Below are 25,166 nucleotides of genomic sequence, written 5' to 3'. Positions count from 1 at the left end.
GTTAATGAAACCTTTTTACAAAATTAAAAAATCTGTTATTTACAGCATAGTTTTAATTTTTACTCTAATATTATCATCTCCTTTTCTAATTACCTGGTTTATCAATACCTCTTATATAAAAAATAAAATATCTTCTTTTATATATCAAAAAACCGGTGCGGATATTGATTCTTCCAAACTTTCTCTTACCCTTTTTCCACAAGCAAGCTTCAATATAGAAAATTTTAATTTTAATCCTGACAATAGAATAAATATCAACATTAAATTTTTAAAATTTGATGTTGATATTCAAAAGCTTTTGCGCGGCAAAATAAATGTAGATCAGATAACAATTGAAAAACCTGAAATTAAAACCATCAGTATAAAAGAAAAACAATCCGCTTTACCCGTTGATTTTTCCGTTTCAAAACATATCAAAGACTTAAAAAAAATATTTGCTTTTTTACCAGAACACCAGAATTCTGTTGAGCTTAGGTTCAAAAATGCAATGTCTCAATATTTTAAGCAGATGGACGGCTCACTTTATCTGTCAAAAGAAAAAAAAGAGATCATTTTAAACACCACAATAAAAAACATAGAATTCAGGCCATCTACACTAACTAACGCCTCTTTAGAAAAATATCTTGATTTAGAATCCATTGAACTTGATCAACTAAAAAGTACTGTTAAGCTTAGTTCGGAAGGCGAAATTCAAGGACAATGCAGCTTCATTGCTCCAAAGCTTAAATCCAAAAACAACCACATATTGTTCGATGCAAACATCATTGAGTCGTCTTTTAAACTGTCTGATGATTTTTATCAAATTGATATAAAACCATTTAAACTGAATTATCCGAATGGATTGGTAGCCATTCATTTTGAAGACAATCAAATCCAAAAAAAATCAAAGATACAATTTACCGGAACCGATATTCATATTGATCAGGCAAGAGAAATGTCCTTATTGTTGTTCAAGGATAATGAAATCACAAAAAGTATTTTTAAAATTCTCCATAGCGGTATTGCACCCAAAATTAATGCATCTTTTCAAAGCAAAGAACTTAAAGATCTTTTTAATGGGAATCATTTAACACTTAAGGGGGATATTGAGGATGGTTTGGTACATATTCCCCAAACAAATTTGATTGCCTCACATGTATTTGGGGCTGCCCAAATACACAATGGCGTTCTTGATATAAAAACGACCAACGCGATAATTCAAAGTTCAAAAATTGGGAAGAGCAGTCTCACTATTGACCTTTTAAATTATAAAGATTTTCCGTTTCAAGGTGAGTTTTTACTTGACGTTGATCTTTCAATGATTCCACAAACTTTAATATCACTTCTGCCAGACACTCTTCTGGCAAAAGAATTATCACTTGTTCATGATGTTACAGGACGTTCAAAAGCCAAATTAAACCTTTCTTTGGAACAAGGCTTCGCTGATCTTAACGTTAAAATTAATACAAATGATTTTTCTGTTACGGGGTTATATGATCGTATCCCCGGTGATATTACCCTTGAAAATGTAAATTTTAACTATGAACCAGATATAGTATATCTCAAACGCCTTAATGGTGTTATTAACGGCAGTACAATTTATGATCTTAATACGGTACTCGCTTTTAAGGATGAAGCGCAGATTAGCATCCAGTCAGGTTCCGGGATGATTTACCTGGATTCAATGATCCCCTGGTTGATGTCCTATGAAAAAACCAAAGAAATTATTTCACCCGTCAGGGCTGGAAGCGGTAAAATTCATGTCACATCAATAAATCTATCCGGGCCCATATTAAACCCGGACCTATGGGAATATGATTTAAAAGGTACAGGAGTCGAAATTGATGTTACGACACAGTTGAATCATAAACAGATAGAGGACCTGTCCTGTCAATATCATATATCGGATGATCTTTTAAATTTGAAGACGATTCAGATGAAAATAAATGACCTTTCATGGATGGAACCACTTATTGAAAAAAAATATTCTGATAATATTTTAGTACCATTTGATATGGAAAACGGTAATTTCCATATCGGCACAAAAGATTCTTTTTTTAAAAGCAGCCTTAAATTCGCCGGCGGGCCGGAACTCTATATTGATCTAAAAGGTAAAACACCTGCATCATTAACCTTAAACTCAATAAAATTTATTGATCCGGGGCTTTCAAATGGATCAATATCCTTTAATCACAATAATGATAAACCTCTATTTGACTTTAATGGAATCTTAGATACAACAACATTAAATAAAGTTGTTGTACCGGACAGTTACTGGTCAAAAAAAATTGATGCCCTTACAAAAGGACAATCCATATTAATATATACGGATAAGGATTCTACTTTAAATATCATCACCAAGAGATTAGATCTAAATTCACTTATTTCTCATTCCAAACCATTCTCATTGAACAACCGTCTGTTATCCAATAAAATTATTAATTTAAAAACAGATGAACTTAAACTTAAAAATCTGACCATTACAGATATTGACAGTACATTATCTTTTAAAAAAGACCTTTTATCTGTCAGATTTAAAAAAGCTCTTTTATGTGATTTGGAAACAAGCGGTTACATCAATCTAAAAAAAGATGTGATTTATGCAAATATCCCTTTTGAGGCCAATAACAAAGCCAATATTAAGGATCTATTAACCTGTCTTTTCCAAAAAAATGAATTTATGGATGGTCAATATTCTTTAACCGGCAGTATCCTATCAAATGACACTAAAAAAGATTTTTTAAATAAATTAACAGGCGCATTTATATTTAACGCTGAAAAAGGGCGTATTTATAAATTAACCCTTCTTTCAAGAATTCTTTCCGTTTTAAATGTTTCAAAGATTTTTAAAGGGAAAATTCCAAATGTGACACAAGATGGATTTGCTTATAAAAACATTTCTATAGAAGCAGATATCAAGGATAGTACCATTTATCTTACCAAAGCAATAATTGATGGACAGGACATGACACTTATATTCAGTGGTTGGATTGACCCTGTAAATGATAAAATAGATCTGACTTGTCTTGTTGCTCCTTTTAAAACGGTTGATCTTATTATCGAACACATTCCCATTGTAAATACATTCCTTGAAGGACGGCTGCTATCGGTTCCGGTAAAAGCGACCGGAAAACTTTCCGATCCGATAGTTATCCCTTTGCACCCCTCTTCGGTTGGCAAAAGCCTTATAAATATGATGTCCAATATCTTAAAAACGCCTGTTAAGTTATGGGATAAAGTATATAGTGAATGATATTAAATCAATTAATCAGCCTTTGAATCTTGCAATAAACTATTTATCCTATCAGCCAAGAACGGTTTATGAAATGCAGGAATACATCAAAAAGAAAGGTTTTAGTGAAGATATTATTAAAAAAATTATTGGGATTTTACTGGAACAAAATCATCTAAATGATAAGGATTTTGCAACCCTGTTTGTCGAAAGTAAAGTAAGAAACAAACCCAAATCAAAATTTGCTTTTCAATATGAACTCAAGAAAAAAGGGGTTAACCCTTCAATCATTGATGCTATTTTAGAGCAATATGATGATCAGGATCTGGCTTTAAAAGCTGTAAGACCGAAAATCAGGATGTGGCAAAATCTTGATGATGAAAAATTCAAAAAAAAGATGATGAACTTTTTACGGTACAGAGGATTTAATTATGATATCTGCCTATCAACGCTGAACTTTTTTTTAGAATCAAAAAACTCAATAAAAGAGGGTTGAAATGAAAATTAAATTTTTTGCTGTGGGCGGAACCATTGATAAAGTATACTTTGATGCCTTAAGCAAATATGAAGTTGGAGAATCCAATATTGGTGATATTCTAAAAGATGCAAGGGTAAATTTTAAATATGATGTTTCTTCCATATTGAAAAAAGATTCTCTTGAAATGACTGACAAAGATCGGTTAACCATCCGGCAGGCTGTACAAGACGAACCTAATGATAAAATTATCATCACTCACGGCACTGACACCATGATTGAAACGGCAAAAGCACTTGGTACCGTTAAAAACAAGGTCATTGTTCTTACCGGTGCCATGGAGCCGGCTAAGTTTAAATCAAGCGATGCCATTTTTAATTTAGGGTCTGCGGTCGCCGCAGTTCAAATATTACCGAATGGTGTGTATCTTGCCATTAGTGGCAAGATTTTTACACCGGAGAATGTTAGGAAAAACAGAATCTTAAAACTATTTGAAGAAAAAATATAATCTTTTGATTCTCTGGTAATATTTAAGGGCTTTTAATCCGTACTATTTTCCGGTTTTATTACAATCAACGCACTTCTATCGATATTCAGGTATTTTTTTGCGAGGGTTGTTAAATCATCATTGGTGATGGTATTGTAGCCAGTCATCATATTATTGGACCAGTCAAATTTTTGTGGGTAAGTTAAAGAGTTGGCCATAACGGAATTTAACCAATAACCATTGGTCTTTCGAAGAACTTTTAGATGATTTAGAACTGGTTTTAAAGCTAAATCCGTCTCTTTTTTTGAAATACCCTTTGTGATTAAAGAATAAACGATTTCTTTAATTTTATGGTAAATAAATTTATGACTTTCAGGTTTTACATTGACAACCACATGCATTATTCCATAGCCATTAAAACTCATGGACGGATCATTATATACATACGGAGAATATGTTTCGCCAAGCTCTTCTCTAATGGAAATTCTCAATCTTTCTGAAAAAACCCTGGATAAAACAGAGAGCCTTCGGGTTTGCATAATATCCCAAAAATCATCGGTTGGAAATGCGACATGAACAACGCCCGTATTAATTTTTGTCTCTGTTTCCAATTCAAGTTGCTCTCCTTTTGGGAAATATATTTTCCCGGGCTTGTTCAATTCATTTGAAAGTTTTTTCCTTTTCTTAAATGTTCCCATATATTTTGAAGCAAGGCTGATCATATTTTCAAGATTAAAATCTCCCACAATAGACACCTCCACAGGTGAATTTTGAAAATACGGGGATAACCAGTTTTTAATATCATTTAAAGTATAACGGTTAATCGTCTCAGGCTGAGGCAGCCCAAATCTTGAATCGTTTTTGGCAAGAAACAGCTCTCCTTTTATCTGCATGATGCCTTCGGGTGTTCGGATAAGGTTGTCATACCGCTGTTTATATCGAATCTTTGCAAGATTCAAAGCTTCATCCCTGTATCCCGGATCATTGAAATAATGATATATGAGTTGAAAAATAAGCTCGGCTTCTTTTGGATCACCAGAACCGGATAAAGAAAAATAATTCTCATTAATTCCAAATCCGACACGGATCTTATTACCGGCCAAGGCTTCTTCCAACTGGTCCGCATCAAGATTTCCAAGCCCGCTTGTCCTAAAAACGCTCTCACTGACAAGCGCTAAACCAGGCTTTGATACAGGCTCAGATTTTTTCCCTTCTCCAAAACAAACCTTGAACTGGAATTCATTTTGTTTATAATCTGTTTTTTTTAAATTCAATCGAACATTATTATGAAAATCGATTATAGTAATGCCAAGATCCTTGACGTTTTCTTCTCTTGTCCGTATCCCGGCTTTTGTAGACGGCAATTCAAGATAAGGAAACTTTTTTGATTCAAACCCTTCATACTTGCTCACCTTATTAATAAGACTTTTCTGATATACATCGAGAATGGCTGTTTCAGGCTCTTTTGCATCTATATCAGCATTCCCTGTTACCAGTACCAGCCTGTGATCTTTTGACCATAATTCTTTTAGTGCCTCATGGGCATCCTGCAATGAAATCGATTCAATATAGGGTTCTAAAAAATCTTTTCTCTGTTCAGGAGATAAAAGCAGCCCCTTTCGATTGATGGTTCTCAAAATTTTTCTGGACAGATCCGGACTTCTCCGCGATTCAACCTGATTCAGCTCTTTTTCAAGAGAAGAAATAAAATCGGCCTTAACCCTATCGAGTTCTTTTTTTGTAAACCCGTATGTAAGTCCCTGTCTCAAAGCATTTTCGATTTGATGAAGAGCTTTTTCCCACTTATCCGGTTCACTAGTCGCACTAATGGCAGACAATGAAATATGATGCAAAAATGATCCTGAAAAAACAGAGCTTTCAGAAAAATCGGCAGTTTGCTTGTTTACCATTCTGGAAAGCCTGTTTTGCAATATTGAATTTGCAATATGATTTAAAGTTCTTTTTTTTATAGTCTCCAGGGTTTGTGTTTCAAACGGCATCCGGGAAATGGTCTCTATTGTGATATCAGTGCTACCTGCTTCGGGCTCATAATGATAAAACGTTTTTATTCCTTGATGTTCTTTCCATTTGGTTGATAAAGGAGTTTTAAAAAAAAAACTGCGGGGTTTCAGCTTGGAAAATCTTTTAATAATCATAGGCTGGACAGTCTTGATATCAAAGTCACCTACAACAATTAACGCCATATTATCAGGGCGATACCATTGATCATAATATGATTTTAAAAGTTTTCGATCCGTTTTTTTTATGACATCGTCAGTCCCAATGGGAAACCTTTGGTTAAAAAGTGAATCTGGAAGTTCAAATTCCATTGATTTTTTGAAGGTCCTGTAAGATACCGAGTCTCTCTCCCTTTTTTCAGCTAAAATAATTCCTCGTTCCCGATCAACTTCGGTTTCCAGAAGAAGGGCACCCTTTGCATAATCCTGGATGACAACAAAGGCTTCATCCATATGCTTTTGATCTGCGTTTGGGAGAGACAGATCATAAACAGTATTAAAAAAAGAGGTGTGGGCATTGGCGTCAGAACCAAAGTCCATACCAACGGATTGAAAATATTGGATTAATTCTCCGGGTTTAAAGTGCTCTGATCCGTTAAACAGCATGTGTTCCAGGTAATGGGCGACACCCTGTTGTTCATTTGTCTCATTCATTGAACCCGCAAAAATATCAAGATGAATATTAACCCTGTCCTCTGGTGTGGAATTCTCCATGAGGATATATTGAAACCCATTGGGCAGGACACCGTACACAATGGCAGGATCGGTTTGAATACCATTATTGGGATCAACAATCGGATGCTTCGGCGCACATGAAAATAGGAGTAAGAGTCCTAAAACTACAACTCTAAAGGCGATGGTACTATTTTTCATATGGAACCTTAATTCAAAATTTGAGGATCATAATTGATTTCACTGTGTTTTTTCAATCCATTGATCCATGCCTGATAAGATTGTGTCTGTTTTCTCCAGGCAATTTCATTCTTTACACTTTTAAGATTTTCTGAAATTTCAGATTCTTCAGGAGATTTTTTTTCTTTAAGCCCGATAATATAATACCCGGCCGGTGTTTCAATTATTTTAGAATAAATTTTATTATTTTGGTTTAATGAAAAACTTGCCTGGATAAATTCGGGAGAATTTCCCACATCTTCAATAGTGCTGTTTCTTGTGAATAGGTTTGTGGATTTGACTTTTAGATGATGTTCCTCAGCCAGTTGTTCCAGTGTTTTTTCATCATTTGCTTTTGTTATATACAATTGAGCCTCTTTTTTTGCCTGTTCTTTTTGAAGTTTTGCAGTAAATTCTTTTAAAATTCTGTCTTTAACAAGATCAAGCTCTTGAACAACAGGTTCAATTTTTAAAATTGACTTGATCAAATAATAAGAATCACCAAATTGTTTTACATCACTGATATCATCCAAAGAAAGCTCAAAAGCAGCTCTTGCAAATCCTGCATTGTCGATGATGTCAAGACCTTCACCATTCATACTGAACTCTTTGGTTTTAATAATTTTTTTGTCGGCAATGAGGGCTACCTGTTCAAAATCGTCCCCGTCAATCACAGCATCAAATGCCTCTCCCGCTTTATCATAGGCAAGATTTTGCAGTTCCTGTTGTTCAAGTGCTTTTTTTATTTTCCCTGAAGCCTGCGCCAAAGCCTGAGTGGAAGCGTCAAATTTAGCCATCACATTAATGATATGCCAGCCAAACATTGTTCTTACAGGTTTGCCGATTTCACCGGCTTTCATGGAGAATGCCTTGTCGCCAAAAGGTTTTACCATGCTTTGCTTTTCAAATATACCCAGATATCCACCGCCCTCTTTTGAAGGGCCTTCTGAATATTTTTTGGCAAGCTGCTCGAAATCCTGGCCTTTACCAATCATCTCGTAAATTTCTAAGGCTCTTTTTTCTGCCGCCTTAACTTCTGCTTCTTCGGCATCTTCGGCAAGTTTAATTAAAATATGCCTGGCTTCAACCTTTTGGGGTATTTTAAACTCTTCCTGATGTTCCTCGTAATAATCTTTGATATTGGCTTCACTGACGGTTACTTTATCTTTATGGTCTTCAGGAGAAAACTTTAAATACAATGCCTTGATTTTAGGATCAGATTTGTAATTGTCTTTATTTTCAGTATAAAAATTTTTGATCTGTTCTTCATCAGGATGAATATCGGAATAGCCGCTAGGGTTAAATAAGAGATAATCAACCGCAATTTTTGTATTTTGAAAAAGATACCAATTGCGTGCTTCAAGGTCTGATACATTGACCGCACTCAACACCATATCCCTTATTTTTTCCTGTCTTAGTGAATTGATTTGGTTTTGCTCAAAAACTTCAGAATTCAAAGAATTCAAACTTAAAACTTTTTTATACTGATCTAAATTAAATTTTCCATCTTTCTGAAAGGCTTTAATTGACAGTAAAGATTCTTGAAGTTCTTTATCAGAAATTACAATTTCCAGTTTATCTGCTTCGGCTAAAATTAGTTTTTGTTCAATTAATGAGTCAAGAGCCTGTTGCTTTACATTGAGTGCCTTCAGGATATCATCATTCAAATTTTTCCCGAATCTTGCTCTCATCTGATCAACAATAGCCTTATAAGCCTGCTGATATTCCTCCATGGTAATCGGTTCATCATTAATGGTCGCAATTGAATCGTTCCTTCTTGTTCCAAATGACCCCACACCGAGAAACACGAATACAATGACAATAATCCCAAGAAATATTTTAATGATCCAGTTTCCGGTATTTTCACGCAAGTAACCCAGCATCACTTTCTCCTTAACTCTGGTGTAAAATAAAAATATTTTAATTAAATAAACGCTTATAATATCTTTTCATAAAACCATGTGTCAATATTTTATTAATTTAAATTTAAATATTTATAAACAATTTTTTGTTGACACAATAGATTCAATCTATTATTTAAGTAATGCTTTTACCATGGGGCTGTAGCTCAGCTGGGAGAGCGTACGGCTGGCAGCCGTAAGGTCAGGGGTTCGATCCCCCTCAGCTCCACCACTTCTTTTTCTGTCATGATATTTAAATCTACAACCATCCTTGCTGATATCTGCTATGATTTTTCAAAACCCACAACAAACACGTGGCTGTTACCTCTTCTAAAGAGAAGCTGGGCAATACCGCCTTTATTTATTTTATTCATATATTGCCGATACTCTTCAATGCTGGCAATTTTATTGCGGTTCACTTCCATTAGAAGGTCGCCATGACGGACACTTGTTTTTGAAGCCTGGCTGCCTGATTCTATGTCAATGACGACAAGTCCTTTGATATCTTCAGGATAGCCAAGTTTCCGGGCAATATCTGAATCCATTTGTTTTAGCCTGAATCCAAAAGAATCATATCCATCAATTGTTTCTTTTGTTTCAGGATTTTGTTCCGGTCTCTTGCCAAGTTTAACCTTTACAATTTTTTCTTTACCATCACGGATCAGCTTGACAGTAACCGTTTCACCAACAGATGAACTTCCAATGGTCAAAGTAAGATCCCTGGATGAATCAATGGTTTTATCATTGATCAAAAAGATGACATCCCCAACTTTAATACCTGCCTTATCTGCCGGATCTCCCTCATACACTTTGGCAACATATACGCCTTTGGTTTCCTTGATTCCATAATATTTTGCCAGCTGTTCCGTGACATTTTGAATGGCCACGCCCAGCCAACCCCGGGAAACAGTTTTCTGTTCTGTTAATTGATCAATAATGCCGGTTGCAAGATCCGAAGGGATAGCAAACCCGATGCCCTGCCCTGCCCTGATAATGGCTGTATTGATACCAATGACTTCACCATCAAGGTTCAACAAGGGCCCGCCGGAATTACCCGGATTAATGGAGGCATCGGTCTGGATAAAATCATCATAGGGTCCCGATCCGATGATTCTCCCTTTTGCACTGACAATCCCGGCAGTTACTGTCTGCTCAAGTCCGAATGGACTGCCAATGGCGACCACCCATGATCCGACTTCAGCTTCAGAGGAACTTCCGAATTTTAAGGGCACCAAATCCGTTGCCTTAATTTTAATGAGTGCCAGATCTGTCATGGGATCAGTTCCTATGATACTTGCCTCATATTCAGTCTTATCATGTAATATTACCTTGATTTGATCCGCATCCTTAATCACATGGTTATTGGTTACAATATATCCGTCTTTACTGATAACAAAGCCGGAACCCAGACTGCTTTCTTTCCTGTTTTGCGGTCTTTGATTAGGAAAAGGTGAAAAGAATTCATCAAACGGATTTCGGTTTCCGCCAAAGGGCTGGCCAAAAAAATGTTTGTAAACCCTTCCACCACCTTCAATTGTTTTAACTGTCTGTATGTTTACAACACCGGGTTTTGCCTGTTTGGCAAGCTCAGCAAAACTTACCGGCACCATTCTGGTATTTTTAAAATTCTTTTTAGCAATTGCCGGTGCGGCCACCAGGGCTATCACAATAATGATAAAAAATATTTTATTTATCTGTTTCATTTTAACCTCCCATAAATTTTAAAATCGATATTTCCCTTACCGACTTTAATAATAAACCATAAATATGACGATTAAATGACCTCAAGATTACTATATGGTAATGTCATCACAAATACAGAGCCCTTGCCCTGCCGGCTTGACACTGAAATATCCCCTTTGTGCTGTCGAACAATGGTTCTGGCAAGGCTAAGACCCAAACCGGTTCCGGCACTTGTTCTGGATGACTCTGCCCTGTAAAATCTTTCAAATATTTTTTCAAAATATTCCGATTCTATACCAATTCCTGTATCTTGAATTTTAATGGTAATTAAATTGTTTTCTTTAAAGACAGTAACACTTACCCTCCCGTTTTCAAGCGTATATTTGATTGCATTGTCTAACAAATTGGAAAATGCCCTCTGAAGCATCTTTATATCTGCAGCAATAAATATCTGCTCTTCAATGGTCTGGTCAAAATCTATATTTTTATCTTCTGCCAGCGGCGCAAAAAGGTCACATGCCGCTTTGATCATTACGGAAAGATTAGTTTTTTTAAACTCAAATTCTCCCTCGCCGGCTTCAGCCTTTGAAATCACCAGCATGGTGTTGATCATGTCCAAGAGACGATCTGATTCTTCAATGGTATTTGAGGCCATGCCACGGTAATCTTCCAGGTTTTCCTCATGGGTAAGTGATAGTTCAGCAAAACCTCTGATTCTGGTAATCGGACTTTTTAAATCGTGAGCAATATTATCACTCATCTCCCTGATGCTTTTTACAAGTTCTTCGATTCTGTCAAGCATGGAGTTAAATGTATTAGCCAGATGTTCAAGCTCATCCTTATTGCCGGTTCCTGCAACTCTTGCTTCAAGGTTGCTGCCGGTAATATTTTGAGCTGTTTTAGTTATGGTCGCAACACCGGACAATGCTTTTCTAATCAAAAGCCAGCCGGACACTGCGGAAAAAACAATGATAAAGCCCATTGCACCGATAAAAACCTTTTTAAAGGCCGATAAAAATTTAGCGGAAAAATCCATGACTATTCCGGTTTGTAAGATGGCATTGTTTGCCACATAGCTGTAAAGAATTCTTGCTTTTTGTCTGGTTGATGGAATGAGAATGGTTTCAAATATGGGGTTTTTGTTAAGGACAAGGGTTTGCAGGGCATTCTTGCTCACATGAACCTGTTTCCAATAGAACATATGAGAAGATGCAAATACTTCTCCTGTTGGATACACAAGCCTGAAAAATATGACTTTTTCTCCTGCTGCCTGGGCTTCTACCACGGCAAGCTCTCTTGCACCCACCAATCCGTTCCTGTGAATAATAGCAGAAAATTTAGATGCATTATCCAAAAGCTCCTGATCAATTTGACTCTGAATGGTTTGAGTGGCAAGAAAATAAAACAAAACAAAGGCAACACCGGAACAGATGGTAAAAATTCCTGTAAACCAGAGTGCTAATCTAAACGCTATTGTATTAAAAATTTTATAAATCATTAAACTTTCAGCACATAACCTGCACCCCGAACCGTATGAATTAATTTGGGTTCAAAGTCTTTATCAATTTTATCTCTCAGTCTGCAAATTCTTGCTTCAACAACATTGGTCATCGGATCAAAATTATAATCCCAGACATGTTCCATAATCATGGTTCTTGAAACCACACGTTCCCTGTTACGCAACAAATACTCCAGAAGAGAAAATTCCAGGGGTTGCAATTCAACAATTTCATCATTCCTTTTTACCTGGCGCTTTAATATATCAATGCTTAAATCGGCATATGAAAGATTCACGGGATCTGTAATATTCCCCGCTCGTCTGATAAGCGCCTGTATCCTTGCAAGAAGCTCAGAAAATGCGAAAGGTTTTGTCAGATAATCATCAGCACCGGCCTGAAGACCATTTACCCTGTCATCCACTCGATCTCTTGCACTTAAAATGATAATCGGTGTATTATTTTTCTTTTCCCGAATTTTTTTGATTAATGATATACCATCCAGTTCCGGCAGCATAATATCCACAACCATTGTATCATAAGGCTCTTCAAAGGCCATTTCAAACCCCTGGTTTCCTGTTGCGGCATGATCAACTGCAAATCCTGATGATTTAAGGCCTTTTTGAATGAATTCTGCAATTTTTAAATCATCTTCTATAACCAGAATTCTCATAATAATGCTCCTGTTCAATTATTCTTTATTAAATGCATTATAATGTCTTGGTAAAACAAATCAATGGGTTTGATTTTTTAAAGTCAACACTATAGACTTGTCCTGATTTTTACAAGTTGTGAAATTTTTAATAAGGAAATTTTCTCTTTATGAAATATACGTGGTGGATTTTCCAGGTGAGCATGATGCTTGTATCTATTTTTTTTCTGGTTTTCGGATTCGATCTGATTATTGGCTCCTATTCTTTGAATGATCCTTTTAGTTTTATTATGACCTTTTTTGCTGCAAGCTTTGTCATACTGATCAGTTTAGCTTTGTCTATCAGTTTTTTGATTAAAATGATCAGTGTCTATCGACACATTAACAATCAAGCCAATAATAATCAGTCATGAGCCATACTTTCAGCCTTAAAAATGTTTCAAAAACCTATGGGGATGATACGCTTTTTCACGACCTTTCCATTGATTTTAAATTAAATGAACAGCTGGGGCTTATTGGAATGAATGGTTCCGGTAAATCCACACTGCTAAAACTCATTGCAAATAAAATTGAACCCGATACCGGAGAATTAATTACCAAAACCGGCTTAAGATTTATATATCTTTCCCAGGAAGACCGTCTCAATCCCGATCAAACAGTGGAACAGCTTTTATATGACAGTTCAAAGGACAGCCCTTTTGATGACAGGGAGCGCCATAAAATTGTTCAAAAAGCATTGGGGAAAGGTGGATTTGAAGATGCAAATATGCGGGTTGGAAATTTATCCGGCGGATGGAAAAAAAAATTAGCTGTCACAAGAGCGCTTTGCTGTAAACCTGATATTCTTCTATTGGACGAACCGACCAATCATCTTGATATTAATGGTATTTTGTGGCTGGAGGATATATTGAAATCTGCACAGTTTTCATTTATCGTTGTCAGCCACGATCGTACCTTCCTTGAAAATGTCTGTTTCAATGTGATGGAAATTGCAAAATATTATCCTGCAGGATATTTTAAAATTGCCGGTCAGTATAAGAAATTTGAAAAAGAGCGGCAAAAGTTTTTAATAGGGCAGCAAAAAAAACAGGCTTCATTATCCAGCAAAATGAGAAGGGAAGACGAATGGCTCAAGCAAGGAGCCAAAGCCAGAAGCACAAAAGCAAAATATCGAATTGAGCAGGCCCAAAAATTAAGGATGGAATTGTATGCCTTAAAGGACAGAAATAAAAATACCGCTACTATGGATATTGCCTTTCACGCTACCGGCAGACAGACCAAAAAACTGTTAAGAGCCTATCATCTTAAAAAAAGTATCAATGACAAAGAACTATTTTCTGATATCACCTTTGAACTTGGACCTAAGGTTTGCCTCGGTGTTGTTGGAGAAAATGGCAGTGGGAAGTCTACATTTTTATCAATCCTTGAAAAAAAAATCCTCCCGGATGAAGGTAAAGTCCAATGGGCTGAAAATTTAATAGTCATTGGCTTTCATCAAAGCCGTTCTAAGTTAAACCCGAAATTAAGTTTAAAAGAAGCCCTTAATCCAGGCGGTGGAGACAGTGTTAATTATAAAGGCAGGTCCATTCATATCGTAACCTGGGCAAAGCGATTTTTATTTATGCCGGATCAGCTTGATATGCCTGTCAAAAGACTATCCGGCGGCGAGAAGGCAAGAATTACCATTGCCAATATCATGCTTTCCCCTTGCGATATCCTTCTTTTGGACGAACCCACCAATGATCTTGATATCTTATCTTTAGAAGTTCTTGAGGACAGTATAAGACAATTCCCGGGTGCGGTTGTTATCGTTTCCCATGACCGTTTTCTTATGGACAGGGTCTGTCATCGAATTTTATATCTTGATCCCGGCTCGGAAGCCAAGTTTTTTAAAGATTTTAATCAGATTATGAACCACCGTTTAACACTCCTTGAAAAACCCCGGAAAATAAAAAAGACAGACAGAAAAAAAACCAACCCTCCCTTAAGTTTTTCATATAAAGACAAATATGAACTGGACCATATCGAAGAAGAAATTTTAAAGGCTGAAGACAAGGTTCAATTGCTTTCCGATAAAATACAAGAGCCTGAAATCATGAACACACCTGAAAAAATGAAACACTATTGTTCCATGCTCAAACAGGCACAGGAAAAGTCACATCACCTTTATGAAAGATGGGAATGCCTAGATACAAAAAAAACAAAAGTTAATCTTTAATAATGAATTCTTCCAGTTTTTCAAACAGAGAATCCGGCCATTGCTCTGCATAAAGAAAAAGCTCTTTTTCTTCCTCTGTTAAGCTCTCTTTAACACTTGAGGGTAAACTGTCATAAGATATTTGCCGTTCTTTATCAATTTTCTTTTTGTCTTTCATATGTCGTTCCTCTTTTATGAATACAATCGTGAAATTAAGCAGGTCACAGCGGTTTCAACCCTTAAAATTCTTTGTCCGATATGGCATGAAAAAAACCCTTGTTTTTTTAATGTTGCAACTTCAATATCAATAAACCCGCCCTCGGGACCTATCGCAAGTGTTATCTTTTTATTTACACCAGACGGACAGATTTTTGAAGATTTAGGATGGGCTGTAATACACAAACTGTTTTTTGAAATTTGAGGGAGTTCTTCATTTGCAAATTGAGTAAAAAACCTTTTTTGATAAATCTTGGGTAATACCGTATCTCGGCTTTGTTCCAGTCCCAGAATCATCTGTTTTCTAAGATACTCTTTTTTAAGCAATGGGCTTTGCCAGAAGCTTTTTTCCACTCTCCAGGAATTTATCAGATAAATTTTTTTAACACCGAGGCTTGTAACGTTCTCAATAATCCGTTTGAGCATTTTCGGTCTTGGAAGAGCTAAAACAAGGGTCAGGGGTAATGGTCCGGGTGGATCCTTAGTCAGATGAACTTCCATTTCAAGAGAATCCTTCCATACATTTGTGATCAAACCCGTACCGATCTTATCATTTAAAAGGCCGCAGACCAGTCGATCGTTTTTCTTCACCTTGTTTACCGAGATCAAATGCTGGAACTGTCTTCCTTGAATAACAACCCGTTCATTACCAATAAAATCTTTATTTTCCAAAAGGACAAGGTTCATATTAAAATGTGACAACCTCGTTTTGACGTACAAAAGTTTTCAGTTTTCTTTCCCAGTTTTTTCCGCCTTTAACTAAAGCAAGTTCCTGTGCAAGATGGATGGGCTGCAATTTTAGATTTTGATGCCGGGAAAGCCCCTGTATGCATGACGGGCAATTGGTTAATATTTTTTTTAATCCGCCTTTTGTGTCTTCCTTTTTTAATGCATGCTTTTTTCGTTCCAGCATTGCATTGGTAATATCCGGCCTTGAAAGTGCCATTGTTCCGGCTTCTGAGCAACAATAAGGAATTTTTCGAATGTCGTTGTCCTTTAAATGTCTTTTCAACAATGCCATTGCATTGTCCTCTAAAGAATCGTGACAGGGGGTGTGGTAGAAATAATTTTGGTTCATTTGTATGGATTGATCCTGATTCAGTACATATTCTGAAATATCTTGAACCGGGCAGTCAAATATTTGGGAAATGTTGATTTCATTGAGAGATTCCATACAGGTCCCGCAACTGACAATGTATGCATCAAATGTCAGATCCCTGAACATATCTTTTATCTGGGTCAGAATAATAATATTTTCAAGCACCATCTGGTCATACTCTTTTTTCTTTGCATTGACGAGGAAAGGATAGCCGCAACACATATAGGGAGGTGGTAAAATCACTCTGTTCTGATTTTCCAATAAAAGATAAATTGCAGCCATTGATATTTTAGAGAAAATCCTTTCGCTTCCACACCCGGGAAAATAAAAAACAGTCGCCCTGATTTTGGTTTCAGGTTCTAAAATAACCGCTTGATTTTTATTTGTATTTGATAAAAAAGTCCTTAAAGTTCCAGAATCAAATTTTGCTGCCGGCGATTTGAACAATTGGAAAAACCCGTTGGGTTTCAACCCGTTTATTTTTATCAGCGGCGACAAAACACTTGTTGCCGTCCTCTGAAGGGTTCCTCCAATACCAAGAAGAGAGGCTCTCCATACAGGATTTAAAACCTTACTTTTACTGGAAAGATATTTAAGGGTTAGATTTGTTAACAAAGATGCGTGCTTAAACCCCATATTCTGTAAGATATCCCTCTCTTCAATGGATATGTTTCCAGAATCAATATTCACCGGGCATTTATTAAAGCACTTGTGGCAAATGGTACAATGATCTGCCATTTGCTCTATATTTTTAAGAATTTTAAATCCCGTAGATTGTGTCCGCTGGGTAATGTAGAGCAATGCCTCGATCAATGCCCCTATGGATAAATTCTTATTTCTCGGGTGGAAAAACATGTTTTGCCCAGGATAAAATGCCGGACATTGAGACTTGCATCTTCCACACCGTACACAATTGGCAATATTCATGGCAAGTTTTGATAAAGAACCATGTTTTAAAATCCTGGCTTCAAGCTCAAGAAGATTAAAAGAAGGCGTAAATACTTTTTCAATAATGTCCGGCACAAAGAGTTTGTCAGGATTCATTAATCCGTTAGGATCAACCTTTTTACGGTAGTTAGTAAACTCCTTTACCCTTTCCGGATCAAGGTGTTTAAATTTTGTGATTCCAATTCCATGCTCCCCGGAAACAACTCCATTTAACCGGACTGCCTTTTCCATTATTTTATCAGCCGTAAAATTCGCTCTTTCCATCATTTGACGGTCATTTGATAAAACCGGAATATTGATATGTACATTTCCATCACCGGCGTGCATATGAGTGGCAATGACAATAAGCCTTGCCTTTGTTTTTTCATAAACCCGGGTCACATTTTCAATAACAAGCGTATACCCGTGTAAATTGTTAATGACCTCCCTGTAAAAATTTTTAGAATGAATAGAGGCTTCAAGAGCATCTCTGGAGGCAATATCCAGTTTTTTTCTTGTTCTATATGCCAGATCCTTTGCCTGCCCCACCCTTTTTCGTAAAAGCTCGGGATCTGACAATGGAATTGCCGTATCAAGATACTGAATAATATTTAGTATGGTCTGAGTCTGATTGAATTTTTTCTCTTCAATATTATAGTGGTCGACAAACCTGGCAAACTTGGCCAATGAATCTACCGGCAATACAACGTCCTCATTTAATTTAAAGGCATTGGTATGAGCGGCAATAGCCCCTAAACGTTTTCTGTCCTGCCAGAATCTTTGAACTTGCCTGTCATCTTTAGCAACACTCAAACCTGTCTTGTCATAAGGTTCGAGTATGGTTTCAAGGGTCTTAACACCTGTTTGCAATTGTTTTTCATCATTTGAAACCATATCAACGAGAAGTACGGCAATAAGTCTTGTTCCGACAGATGTTTTGGTTTTATATTTTATGGCCTTAATATACTGTTCATCAAAATGTTCTAACGCCATCAAAGCCGGCCGCTGATTAGAGAATGCCCTGGAAATATCTGCGATCACCAATCCTGCCTGGCTCATATCATTACCAAAAAACTCTATGCAAACGGTTTTTTTAAATTTAAATTCAGGATATAAAACAAACGTGGCAGAGGTAATAATACCGTCGCACCCTTCTTTTTGAATACCAAAAAGCCCGTTTAACGTTTTATTGGTAACATCTTTACCCAGCCCCTTTTTTCGAATCTGGCTGCCTTTAAGTATAATAGTTTTGAATAATTGATCTTTCTGATCATATATATCAAAAATGACATTGTCTTGAGGAAGTATTTTCCTTAAGGGATGATCTTTTCTTTTAACCGTATAGGACACCGCATCCGGCATGGTAATATGATAGGACAGCACATTGTCAATGGCAGTTCCATATAAAACAGCCGTTTTTCCGCCTGCATTTTCAGATAGATTCCCGCCTATGGTGCATGCCCAGGAACTGGTAGGATCGGTTGCGAAAATAAACCCATGTTTTTTTGCAGCGGCCATCGCATCCTGTGTAATGACTCCTGCCTCAAGTGTAATGGCGGCATACTCTTTGCCATTTTTATCCTTTTCAACCGCAATATCTGAAATTTGATTCAATTTTTCAGTATTGAGCATGACACAAGTTGATGTCAAAGGTGTTGCCCCTCCTGTCAATCCGGTGCCCGCACCCCTTGGAATGATTTGAAATCCCAGGCTTTCAATCTTTTTTACAAGTTTTGGCACCTGGGATTCTTTGTCGGGGCGCAGAACTGCAACGGGTGTGTAAAGTCGCCAGTCTGTGGCATCGGTTGCATGGGCTGTAATATTAAACGGATCAAAATAGATATTAGCCTTGCCAATGATCGGTGACAGATGCTTTAAAATGCGATTCTGATCGGATTGGACGGTTCTGATTCTTTCTGAAAGCCTGTTCAGCCTTTTTTTACACTTTTCAAGAATGACAAAAACATCCTCTTGTCCGGCATTCTTTTCAATGATGGTAAGATCATTTTTAAATTCAAAAAACAATCGCTTTCTTTGGTGTGGATGCTCAACAAGTTCCTGGAAAAGAAACGGATTCCTCTGGATAATAAACAGATCCCCCATAAACCTGTGCAGGAGTATAGAAGATCTGTCGAACTCTTTTTCGGGTTCAAGCTTCTTAATGACATTGAGCAGTTTAGATCCAAAAAGATGTTTGATGATCTGGTCATCGTCGGCTGAGGTGTAGTTGTAAGGTATCTTTCTTTTTGGATCTATCATTTCAACAGTATCATGGCTACAATTCAAAGGTTGTCATACTGATGACAAGCTCCAGGTCTTCGATTTCTTTTACAACTTCAGGAGAAATAGGGGTATCTGTTTTCAAAAATATAATATTTCTCTGACCGTCTTCTTCTCTACCCACCATCATACGGGAAATATTAATATTATGCTTTCCAAGCGTCACGCCCATGGAACCAATGGAACCGGGCTTGTCAAGATTGTGAATCAAACTGAGATGCCCTTCGGGAATGACCTCTAATCGGAACTTATTAATTTTGACAATTCTGGCATCATCTTTGCCAAAAATGGTACCTTCAAGGATATTGGTTTCTTCTTCCGATACAATTGTTATCCTTATAAGGTTTAAAAAATTTCCTGCTTCCTGTGAAGTTGATTCTGAAATTTTGATTCCCATTTCATTGGCAAGAGAAATCGCATTAACAGAATTGACTTCATGTTGAACAAATTGTGATAGAAATCCTTTAATCGTCGATATGGTAATGGGCTTCAAATCAAAATCAGGAAATTTGCCAATATATTCGATGTTGATTTCCCTGACCCCGCCCTTTGTAATCTGTGCCTGCATTATACCCATTTTTTCAGCAAGATATAAAAAGGGGGCAAGCTGCTTTAACACTTCCCCGGTAACGGATGGAACATTGACTGCATTAATGACGGTATCCTGTAACAAGTAGGCAATAATCTGGTTTGCTGCTGCAACCGCAACATTTGTCTGGGCTTCTTTGGTGGATGCTCCCAGATGGGGGGTAGCGATGACCTGGTCAAGCGTTAACAAAGGATGATCTCCCGGAGGTTCGGTGGAAAATACATCAAGGGCAGCTCCTGCGACCTTACCGGACTGGATGGCATCATAAAGGGCAGACTCATTAATAATGCCTCCCCTTGCACAATTGATAACCATGACGCCATCTTTCATTCTGGCAAACGCTTCAGCATCGAGCAAATCAATAGTGGCATCCATTTTAGGAACATGGATGGTGATGTAATCAGATCGCTCATACAATTCATCTAAAGAGACGTATTCAAATCCGGCCTTTTCAATATGCTCGGAAGAAATATTGGGATCAAATACAACAACTTTCATTCTCAAACCTTTTGCAAGGTTTGCCGCAATGGAGCCGATATTTCCAAACCCGATAACGCCGTATGTTTTATTACTGATTTCTCTTCCCTGGAGCAGTTTTTTATCCCATTTGCCTTCCTTCATGGACTGGGTGCCCCGTGGAATATTCCTTGTCAACGCCATCATCATTGCAATGGCATGCTCTGCCGTTGTAACAGTATTTCCACCCGGGGTATTCATAACCGCCACACCCTTTTTTGTGGCTTCATCAATATCGACATTGTCAAGCCCTATTCCGGCTCTTGCAATAACTTTGAGATTAGTTGCAGCATCAAGAATCTCTTTTGTGACCTTAGTAGCACTCCTGATGGACAGAGCATCATATTTACCTATAATTTGTTTTAATTCCTCCGGGGTAAGCCCTGTGTTTACATCGAGTTCGATTCCTTCCTGGTTTTCAAATATCTCTAACCCGGCTTCGCCCATTTTATCGCTGACAAGAACTTTCATTATTTATTCTCCTTTTCAAAGGATTCCATAAATTGAATTAAAGCATTGATGCCCTCCATGGTTGTTGCATTATAAATGGAAGCCCTGCACCCACCAACCGATCTATGCCCTTTAAGTCCGCCGAGTCCTTTTTCAGTGGCTTTAACAACAAACAGCTTTTCCAGTTCTTCGCCGGGAAGCCTGAAGGTCACATTCATTAAGGATTTTGAGTCTTTTTCTGCTGTGGTTCTGTAAAAGGAACTCGAATCGATAAAATCATATAAAAGATCTGCTTTCTTAATATTGTATTCTTCCATCTTTTCAATCCCACCCATCTCTTCTTCAATCCATTTCAATACAAGATCAATCGTATATACCCCGAAACAGGGCGGCGTATTATACATGGAATTTTTTGATGCATAGGTCGAATATTTTAACATGGACGGCAGATCAACATTTGCCATATCCAGCATATCCTGCCTGATAATCACCATACAGGTACCTGATGGCCCAAGATTCTTTTGAGCTCCGGCATATATTAAACCAAATTTTTCCATATCAAGAGGTCGTGAAAAAATATCTGAAGACATATCACAAACAATGGGAATACCGTTTGTATCCGGAAATTCATGAAACTGGGTTCCCTTAATGGTATTGTTGGATGTCAGATGAACATATTTGGCATCATTTGAAAACTCGATATTTTTTGGAATATATGAAAAATTCTTGTCTTCCGAGGAAGCAACAACCGTGTAATTCTTTTTTAGAATCTCGGCTTCTTTTATCGCTTTTGTTGACCATGTGCCGGTATTGACATAATCTGCAGTATCACTTTCAGAAAGAAAATTCATGGGAATCATGGCAAATTGAAGGGAGGCCCCGCCCTGTATGAAAAGAACATGAAACCGGTCATCCAGTTTTAAGAGTCTTTTTGCCCGATCAACTGCGTCGTTGATAACATCATCAAAATAAGAAGACCTGTGGCTGACTTCTGTAATCGACATACCAGACTGATTAAAATTTAAAAAAGAGGCTTGTATTTTTTCCAGAACCTGTAAAGGTAACGCAGCAGGACCGGCATTGAAATTAAAAATTCGTTGATCTGTCATTTTTATTTTCCTTTATCTTAAGTAGGTTAATCAATTGTGCTCTCTTGTCTTATGAAATTCTATCTGCGGCCACTCTTCCATGGTGAATCCCAGCTGATACTCACTGGTTGTCAAAAAGGTCAGCCATCCCTCGGAATCCATGGTCAGGCTGGATTCATTCTTCTTTTTAAAGTCTTTCAGTATTTTATCATCTTTACATGTTACCCACCTTGCAACGGATAAATCAATAGTTTCATAATCAGCAGTCACATTATATTCTGCTTTAAGCCGTGCCATGGTCACATCAAACTGAAGCACCCCAACCGCACCAATAATGTGCATGTTCCCAATTAAAGGCCTGAACACCTGTATGGTTCCTTCTTCTGAAAGCTGAGTCAATCCCTTTGCAAGCGCCTTTGCCTTCATCGGATCTTTTAAGATCACCCGTTTGAAGTGCTCGGGAGCAAAACTGGGAATGCCTAAGAATTTTAAAGGTTCTTTTAATGTAAAGGTGTCACCGATTTTGATGGTTCCATGATTGTGTATCCCTATAATATCACCTGGATAGGCTTCTTCGATATTATTTCTTTCCTGGGCCATGAAAATAATTGCATTGGAAATTTTGATCTCTTTTCCAATTCGATGATGTTTTACTTTCATCCCTTTGGTAAATTTTCCTGAACAGATTCTGAAAAACGCAATACGATCTCTGTGTTCCGGATTCATATTGGCCTGAATTTTAAACGTAAATCCGGAAAATGCATTTTCATGGGGTTCTACATCTCTTGTGGCCGTGGGCCGATTTCCCGGCTTAGGTGCGATTTTGACAAAAGCATCCAGCATTTCCCGGACACCAAAGTTATTAATGGCTGATCCAAAAAAAACAGGCGTCTGAGTACCATTCAAATATAAATCAAGATCAAACGGATCTGATGCGCCAATAATCAAATCCACATCTTCCCTGAGCTGTTCTGCCTGGCTTTCGGAAATCAGTTCATCAAGCCTTGAATCTGTTAGATCATCAATAAAAACACCATCATCATCCCTGGGCGTAAACCCGGGAGAAAAAACACCCAGCTCTTTTTTTTCAAGATTATAAACACCTTTAAACCTCTTGCCCATACCAATGGGCCAGGTTAAAGGAATACATTCTATCTGGAGTTTATCCTCAATATCTTCAAAAATATCCAGCGGCTCAAGGCCTTCACGATCCAGTTTATTAATAAAAGTAATAATCGGCGTGTTCCGCATCCTACAGACTTCCATCAATTTTTGAGTCTGGGGTTCAACCCCTTTTGCATTGTCGATGATCATGACGGCACAGTCCACAGCAGTCAAAACCCTGTAGGTGTCTTCTGAAAAATCCTTGTGCCCGGGGGTATCCAGAAGATTAATCTCATACCCTTTATAAGTGAACTTCATAACAGAAGAAGACACGCTGATCCCTCTTTCCTGTTCAATAGAGAGAAAATCACTTGTTGCAGCCCTTGCAGCTTTCCTTGATTTAACGGCACCGGCCTGTTGTATGGCACCGCCAAACAGCAATAGTTTTTCTGTCAGGGTTGTCTTGCCGGCATCAGGATGACTGATAATCGCAAATGTCCTGCGTTTATTAATTTGTTTTAAAAGTGTCTTATCTATATTCTTCGAGTTCATTAAGTTTAAATTCCCTGTATTCCAAATTTCAAGGGTGGAAATTTAACAGTATTTTTTCTATTAATCAATAAGAAAATATTTTGCTGCAACAAATTCTAAATAATTTCAATTCATTAGGCGAGAATATTATAAGTCCTCAAATGCTGTCATGACTTTTTTTTATTTTTGACAGTGGTAGTGGTAAGGACCTGAAACAAAGTCTTAAAAATTTGGCAGAGAATAATTTTAGTCAATAAACTTGACAATATCGCAAAAAAAGAAGAAGTAATTATCGAAATGAGAACCGAGCCGAAATTTGATTAAAAAAAGAGCGAACAAGACTGGGGGAAAACATGAAAAGAATAAAGACTGCTGTATTGATTTCAGGTGTTTTTACCATATTTACTCTATTGTTAACCGCATGTGCTACCACTCCTGCTCCCTATGTAGCACCCCGACAGTATTATACGGTAGAAGTTGACTCTATAGCTGATGTCGGCGCTGATTTAAGAGGCAGGACTTATACCATGTCATCCGCCATGAAAAACACCAGCGATAACGATTTACAATTCAAAGAGTTTGCAAGGTATGTAGGAAACGCTCTGTCACAGAAAGGGTATAAATATATCAGCAGTAAAGAGGGCGCAGACCTGCTTATCCGCCTGGCATATGGGATAGGGAGCCCTAAAACAGAGACCTCCACAAGAACTTATAATACTTCCGGCGGATACAGCTACCCGGTCGGGTGGACGTGGATACATGTGCCACCTACGACAAAAACTGTAACAACTAGCTCAACGACTTATGCAAGATTTTTAATCTTAGAGGCGTATGACTCAAAAGACCATTCTCAACTGTGGAAAACCACTTTGAAAAGCGAAGGAACTACTTCTGATTTACGGATTGCGCTTCCACATATAATTGCTGCCGGAAGACCTTATTTCGGGACAAATACAGGGCAAAAACTGAAGGTCAACGTCGAGTCGAACGGTCCGGAGGTTATCCAGATAAAAAGAGGTTCCACCGATGCTCATAGTATAAGCCACTTCACGGGAAAAGAGCGTCTTGGGGTAACAATCACACCATTGACCCAGGAATATATGAATGCATTCGACCTTGAGAAAAAGGAAGGTGTTGTTGTCCTGGAAATAGCTGAAAACAGTTTGGCACAAGAGATGGGAGTACAAAAACAGGACATTATTCTCACAGTCAACGAGAAGGTTACAAACGAACCTCAGGTTCTTTTAGAAGAAATCAAGAATACAGAATCCGGAGGAAAAATATTGCTTTTAATTTATAGAGATGGAGAGCGGATACATATATCCGGCCAACTGAAATAGAAATAAAAAAACCTT

17 protein-coding genes and 1 tRNA gene are annotated in these 25,166 nt (G+C 37.5%); 7 read left to right on the top strand and 11 right to left on the bottom strand.

Annotation, left to right across the window (positions count from 1 at the left end; translation table 11 throughout):
* The first annotated feature begins 4 nt into the window (after positions 1 to 4).
* From QAI40_RS01755 to QAI40_RS01745, 3 genes are read left to right on the top strand one after another with little or no spacing between them, the layout of a single operon-like run.
* Entirely contained in the window at positions 5 to 3,232 is a 3,228-nt protein-coding gene (locus QAI40_RS01755) for a YhdP family protein (RefSeq protein WP_304511432.1), read from the top strand.
* Positions 3,225 to 3,707 carry a regulatory protein RecX gene (locus QAI40_RS01750; protein WP_299976769.1) on the top strand — a complete coding sequence of 161 codons (483 nt, stop codon included), beginning with the start codon at positions 3,225 to 3,227 and terminating at the stop codon, positions 3,705 to 3,707. The genes QAI40_RS01755 and QAI40_RS01750 overlap by 8 nt, the downstream gene beginning before the upstream one ends.
* A 1-nt stretch (position 3,708) precedes the next feature.
* The gene (locus QAI40_RS01745; RefSeq protein ID WP_299976772.1) at positions 3,709 to 4,194 is read left to right on the top strand and encodes an asparaginase domain-containing protein; all 486 of its coding nucleotides are present in this window, start codon (positions 3,709 to 3,711) and stop codon (positions 4,192 to 4,194) included.
* 32 nt (positions 4,195 to 4,226) lie between these two features.
* On the opposite strand, the gene QAI40_RS01740 is transcribed toward QAI40_RS01745, so the two are convergent.
* Both QAI40_RS01740 and QAI40_RS01735 read right to left on the bottom strand, forming a co-directional pair.
* Complete coding sequence (locus QAI40_RS01740; RefSeq protein WP_299976775.1) at positions 4,227 to 7,064, bottom strand: M16 family metallopeptidase; 2,838 nt, start codon at positions 7,062 to 7,064, stop codon at positions 4,227 to 4,229.
* A gap of 8 nt (positions 7,065 to 7,072) precedes the next feature.
* Positions 7,073 to 8,965 carry a peptidylprolyl isomerase gene (locus QAI40_RS01735; RefSeq protein ID WP_299976778.1) on the bottom strand — a complete coding sequence of 631 codons (1,893 nt, stop codon included), beginning with the start codon at positions 8,963 to 8,965 and terminating at the stop codon, positions 7,073 to 7,075.
* Positions 8,966 to 9,139: 174 nt separating this feature from the next.
* Between QAI40_RS01735 and QAI40_RS01730 the strand changes: the two genes are divergently transcribed.
* Positions 9,140 to 9,215 (top strand) — tRNA-Ala (locus QAI40_RS01730).
* Positions 9,216 to 9,267: 52 nt separating this feature from the next.
* On the opposite strand, the gene QAI40_RS01725 is transcribed toward QAI40_RS01730, so the two are convergent.
* The 3 genes from QAI40_RS01725 to QAI40_RS01715 form a co-directional block, all read right to left on the bottom strand.
* On the bottom strand, positions 9,268 to 10,686 hold the full coding sequence (locus QAI40_RS01725) for a Do family serine endopeptidase (protein ID WP_299976781.1): 1,419 nt from the start codon (positions 10,684 to 10,686) through the stop codon (positions 9,268 to 9,270).
* Between the two features lie 71 nt (positions 10,687 to 10,757).
* Positions 10,758 to 12,164, bottom strand: coding sequence for a sensor histidine kinase (locus QAI40_RS01720; protein ID WP_299976784.1), 1,407 nt, complete (start codon positions 12,162 to 12,164; stop codon positions 10,758 to 10,760).
* Positions 12,164 to 12,835, bottom strand: a complete 672-nt coding sequence (locus QAI40_RS01715; protein WP_299976787.1) for a response regulator — start codon at positions 12,833 to 12,835, stop codon at positions 12,164 to 12,166. The genes QAI40_RS01720 and QAI40_RS01715 overlap by 1 nt, the downstream gene beginning before the upstream one ends.
* Before the next feature lie 149 nt (positions 12,836 to 12,984).
* On the opposite strand from QAI40_RS01715, the gene QAI40_RS01710 reads away from it, so the two are divergent.
* Together QAI40_RS01710 and QAI40_RS01705 are read left to right on the top strand one after the other, a co-directional pair.
* Positions 12,985 to 13,227 carry a hypothetical protein gene (locus QAI40_RS01710; RefSeq protein ID WP_299976789.1) on the top strand — a complete coding sequence of 81 codons (243 nt, stop codon included), beginning with the start codon at positions 12,985 to 12,987 and terminating at the stop codon, positions 13,225 to 13,227.
* Positions 13,224 to 15,032, top strand: a complete 1,809-nt coding sequence (locus QAI40_RS01705) for an ABC-F family ATP-binding cassette domain-containing protein (protein ID WP_299976792.1) — start codon at positions 13,224 to 13,226, stop codon at positions 15,030 to 15,032. Before QAI40_RS01710 ends, QAI40_RS01705 begins: the two co-directional genes overlap by 4 nt.
* On the opposite strand, the gene QAI40_RS01700 is transcribed toward QAI40_RS01705, so the two are convergent.
* The 6 genes from QAI40_RS01700 to QAI40_RS01675 are packed head-to-tail and all read right to left on the bottom strand — an operon-like array spanning position 15,022 to position 23,832.
* The gene (locus QAI40_RS01700; protein ID WP_299976795.1) at positions 15,022 to 15,189 is read right to left on the bottom strand and encodes a hypothetical protein; all 168 of its coding nucleotides are present in this window, start codon (positions 15,187 to 15,189) and stop codon (positions 15,022 to 15,024) included. The genes QAI40_RS01705 and QAI40_RS01700 overlap by 11 nt on opposite strands.
* Before the next feature lie 14 nt (positions 15,190 to 15,203).
* Positions 15,204 to 15,914, bottom strand: a complete 711-nt coding sequence (locus tag QAI40_RS01695; protein WP_299976798.1) for a 16S rRNA (uracil(1498)-N(3))-methyltransferase — start codon at positions 15,912 to 15,914, stop codon at positions 15,204 to 15,206.
* Between the two features lies 1 nt (position 15,915).
* On the bottom strand, positions 15,916 to 19,512 hold the full coding sequence (locus QAI40_RS01690) for a DUF3683 domain-containing protein (protein ID WP_299976801.1): 3,597 nt from the start codon (positions 19,510 to 19,512) through the stop codon (positions 15,916 to 15,918).
* A gap of 16 nt (positions 19,513 to 19,528) precedes the next feature.
* Positions 19,529 to 21,109: a phosphoglycerate dehydrogenase gene (gene serA / locus QAI40_RS01685; RefSeq protein WP_299976804.1), complete on the bottom strand. Its 1,581-nt coding sequence runs from the start codon at positions 21,107 to 21,109 to the stop codon at positions 19,529 to 19,531.
* On the bottom strand, positions 21,109 to 22,197 hold the full coding sequence (gene serC, locus QAI40_RS01680) for a 3-phosphoserine/phosphohydroxythreonine transaminase (protein WP_299976807.1): 1,089 nt from the start codon (positions 22,195 to 22,197) through the stop codon (positions 21,109 to 21,111). The genes serA and serC overlap by 1 nt, the downstream gene beginning before the upstream one ends.
* Positions 22,198 to 22,227: 30 nt before the next feature.
* A complete protein-coding gene (locus tag QAI40_RS01675; RefSeq protein WP_299976810.1) occupies positions 22,228 to 23,832 on the bottom strand; it encodes a peptide chain release factor 3 in 1,605 nt (534 codons plus the stop codon).
* A gap of 332 nt (positions 23,833 to 24,164) precedes the next feature.
* Here QAI40_RS01675 and QAI40_RS01670 point away from each other — a divergent pair, with 332 nt between their 5' ends.
* A complete protein-coding gene (locus QAI40_RS01670) occupies positions 24,165 to 25,151 on the top strand; it encodes a DUF4136 domain-containing protein (protein ID WP_299976813.1) in 987 nt (328 codons plus the stop codon).
* Positions 25,152 to 25,166 lie beyond the last annotated feature (15 nt).

The organism is Desulfobacula sp. (assembly GCF_030611305.1).
Lineage (GTDB): Bacteria > Desulfobacterota > Desulfobacteria > Desulfobacterales > Desulfobacteraceae > Desulfobacula.
This window is presented reverse-complemented; position numbering and strand designations above follow the sequence as displayed.